Source organism: Nocardia tenerifensis NBRC 101015 (assembly GCF_000308715.1).
Classification (GTDB): domain Bacteria; phylum Actinomycetota; class Actinomycetes; order Mycobacteriales; family Mycobacteriaceae; genus Nocardia; species Nocardia tenerifensis.
Map to the genome: position 1 here is coordinate 1 of NZ_BAGH01000339.1, position 2,396 is coordinate 2,396.

The following is a 2,396-nucleotide window of genomic DNA, read 5'->3' on the forward strand; positions in this document are numbered from 1 at the left end:
GTTGGCGCCGTGGTAGTCCGATGAGCCGGTGGTGAGCAGGCGAGTTCGGCGGCCAGGTCGGCGAGGATCTCCCGATCCTGCGCGGAGTGATCCGGGTGGTCGAGTTCCAGCCCGCCCAGCCCGAGGGCCGCCAGCTCGCGGATGTCGTCCAGCGCGAGCAGCCGGCCGCGCTTGCGGGCGCGCGCGTGCGCGATCACGCTCACCCCGCCCGCGGTGGCGATCATCTCGACCGCGCGGCGCAGCGGTGTGTCGCCCTTCTCGACGTAGTACGGGCCGTGCGGCGCGAGCAACTCCTCGAACGCGGCGTCGACGCTCGGCACCACGCCCGCGGCGACCAGCGCCCTGGCCAGGTGCGGGCGGCCCGCGGACGGCCCGGCCGAGGCGAGCACGGCGTCGGGATCGATGGGCAGGCCGTCGGCCACCATGCGCTCGGCCATCGCGCGCACCCGCTCCATCCGCTCGCCGCGCAGCCGCTCGCGCTCCTCGGCGAAGCTTCGATCGGTCGGGTCGAAGAGATAGGCCAGCAGGTGCACCGGCACGGGCAAACCGTCCTCGCCGAGGCCGATGCACGACATCTCCATGCCGCGGACCAGCGTCAGACCCCGCGGCAGCGCGTCGACCGCCTCGGTCCAGCCCGCCGTGTTGTCGTGGTCGGTGATCGCGACGACGTCCAGCCCCGCGGCCGCCGCGTTCCGTACCAATTCGGCCGGGGTGTCGGTGCCGTCGGAGGCCGTCGAATGGGTATGCAGATCGATGCGCACGTCCTCAGTCTTACAGTGCCGACGGGCGGTGTGCGCGGATCCCCGTCCGCTCGCCCGGCACGCGGGCACAATCGGCGAGGTCGCGACCGCGCGCGACGTAGCATCGCGGTGTGCCCTCGATACCGCCGCTGCCGTCGTTCCGTGGTCCCGGCCGGGGACCGCGACAGCTGCCGCGCATCCCCATCCCGACCGCGCGGGCGATCGTCGACTGCGGCGTCTACGTCGACGGGCACCGGCTGCCCGGCAGATTCACCCATCGCGAGGCGCTGGCCGAGGTGCGCAGCCGGGGCACAGGTTTCGTGTGGGTCGGCCTGCACGAGCCGGACGAGGCCCAGATGGCCGAGATCGCCGAGACATTCGGCCTGCACGCGCTCGCTGCCGAGGACGCGGTCCACGCGCATCAGCGCCCGAAGCTCGAACGCTACGACGACACACTGGTATTGGTGATGCGGACCGTCGCCTACGTCGAACACGACCTGCACAGCATCAGCGAGATCGTGGAGACCGGCGAGATCATGATCTTCACCGCGCCGGACTTCGTGGTGACCGTCCGGCACGGCGGGCACTCCGAATTGGCCTCGCTCCGAAAGGGTCTCGAGGCCGACCCCGAACGGCTGACGCTCGGGACAGGCGCGGTGCTGCACGCCATCGCCGACCACGTGGTGGACTCCTACATCGAGGTGACGCAGTCGATCGAGCTCGACATCGACGCGATGGAGGAGGAGGTCTTCACTCCGCGCAGCCGGGTCACCGTCGAGTCGATCTATCAGCTCAAGCGCGAGGTGGTCGAGCTGCGGCGGGCGGTGAACCCGCTCGCGGATCCGCTGCAACTGCTCGGGCACAAGCCGGATATCCCGCTGCCCAAGGAGATTCGGCGCTACATGCGCGACGTGGCCGATCACCACGCCGGGGTCGCCGAGCGGATCACCGACTTCGACGAGGCGCTCAGCGCGCTGATCAGCGCCGCGCTGGCCAAGGTCGGCGTGCAGCAGAACACCGACATGCGCAAGATCTCGGCGTGGGTCGCGATCGCCGCGGTGCCGACGATGATCGCCGGGCTCTACGGCATGAACTTCACCCACATCCCGGGATCGGAAGCGGCGTGGGGCTTTTGGCTCGTCGTCGCGGTGACCCTGGCCATCTGCGTCGGGCTGTACATCAACTTCCACCGCAACGACTGGCTGTAGCCCGAATCACAGCCCGGCGGCGCCTCTTTCGGGGTCGCGCACGTCGATTCCCGCCTCCGCCCAGGCGTCTCGCAGCGCCTGCGCTCCGCGCACCCGCACCCACGCCGCCTCCGTGGCGGTCACCGGCGTCACCGCGAAATACCGGACCGGCTCGGCCGGTTCGGGCAGCACGACCTCGGGCACCTCGCTCTCCCCCAGCAGCACCGCCGAGAACGGCGCGCCCTGCCACATCGGCTCGCCCAGGTCCATCAGCGCATCCGCTTGCAGCACAACGCCTTCCACGGCCGGCGCGGCGGCGAGCACGCCGAGCGTCTTGGCCAGCCCGGAGCTCGCGCCCGCGGCGCCGCGCAGCGTGAGCACCAGCTCGGCCCGCGGACCGCGCACCGGGTCGGCGAGCAGCGCGGTGGGATCGCCCATCGGATGGCGCGAGCCGCCCACCGTCGCGTAG

At 71.5% G+C, this 2,396-nt stretch carries 2 protein-coding genes and 1 pseudogene; 1 reads left to right on the plus strand and 2 read right to left on the minus strand.

Going from position 1 to position 2,396, the window contains the following annotated elements; genetic code table 11:
• Positions 1-761 (minus strand): annotated as a pseudogene (locus tag ON39_RS26585) (PHP domain-containing protein); the annotation flags it as partial.
• 110 nt (positions 762-871) lie between these two features.
• Here ON39_RS26585 and ON39_RS26590 point away from each other — a divergent pair.
• The gene (locus ON39_RS26590) at positions 872-1,948 is read left to right on the plus strand and encodes a magnesium and cobalt transport protein CorA (protein WP_040738527.1); all 1,077 of its coding nucleotides are present in this window, start codon (positions 872-874) and stop codon (positions 1,946-1,948) included.
• Between the two features lie 6 nt (positions 1,949-1,954).
• On the opposite strand, the gene ON39_RS26595 is transcribed toward ON39_RS26590, so the two are convergent.
• The coding region (locus ON39_RS26595; protein ID WP_040738528.1) for a suppressor of fused domain protein at positions 1,955-2,396 on the minus strand (442 nt) is incomplete at its 5' end.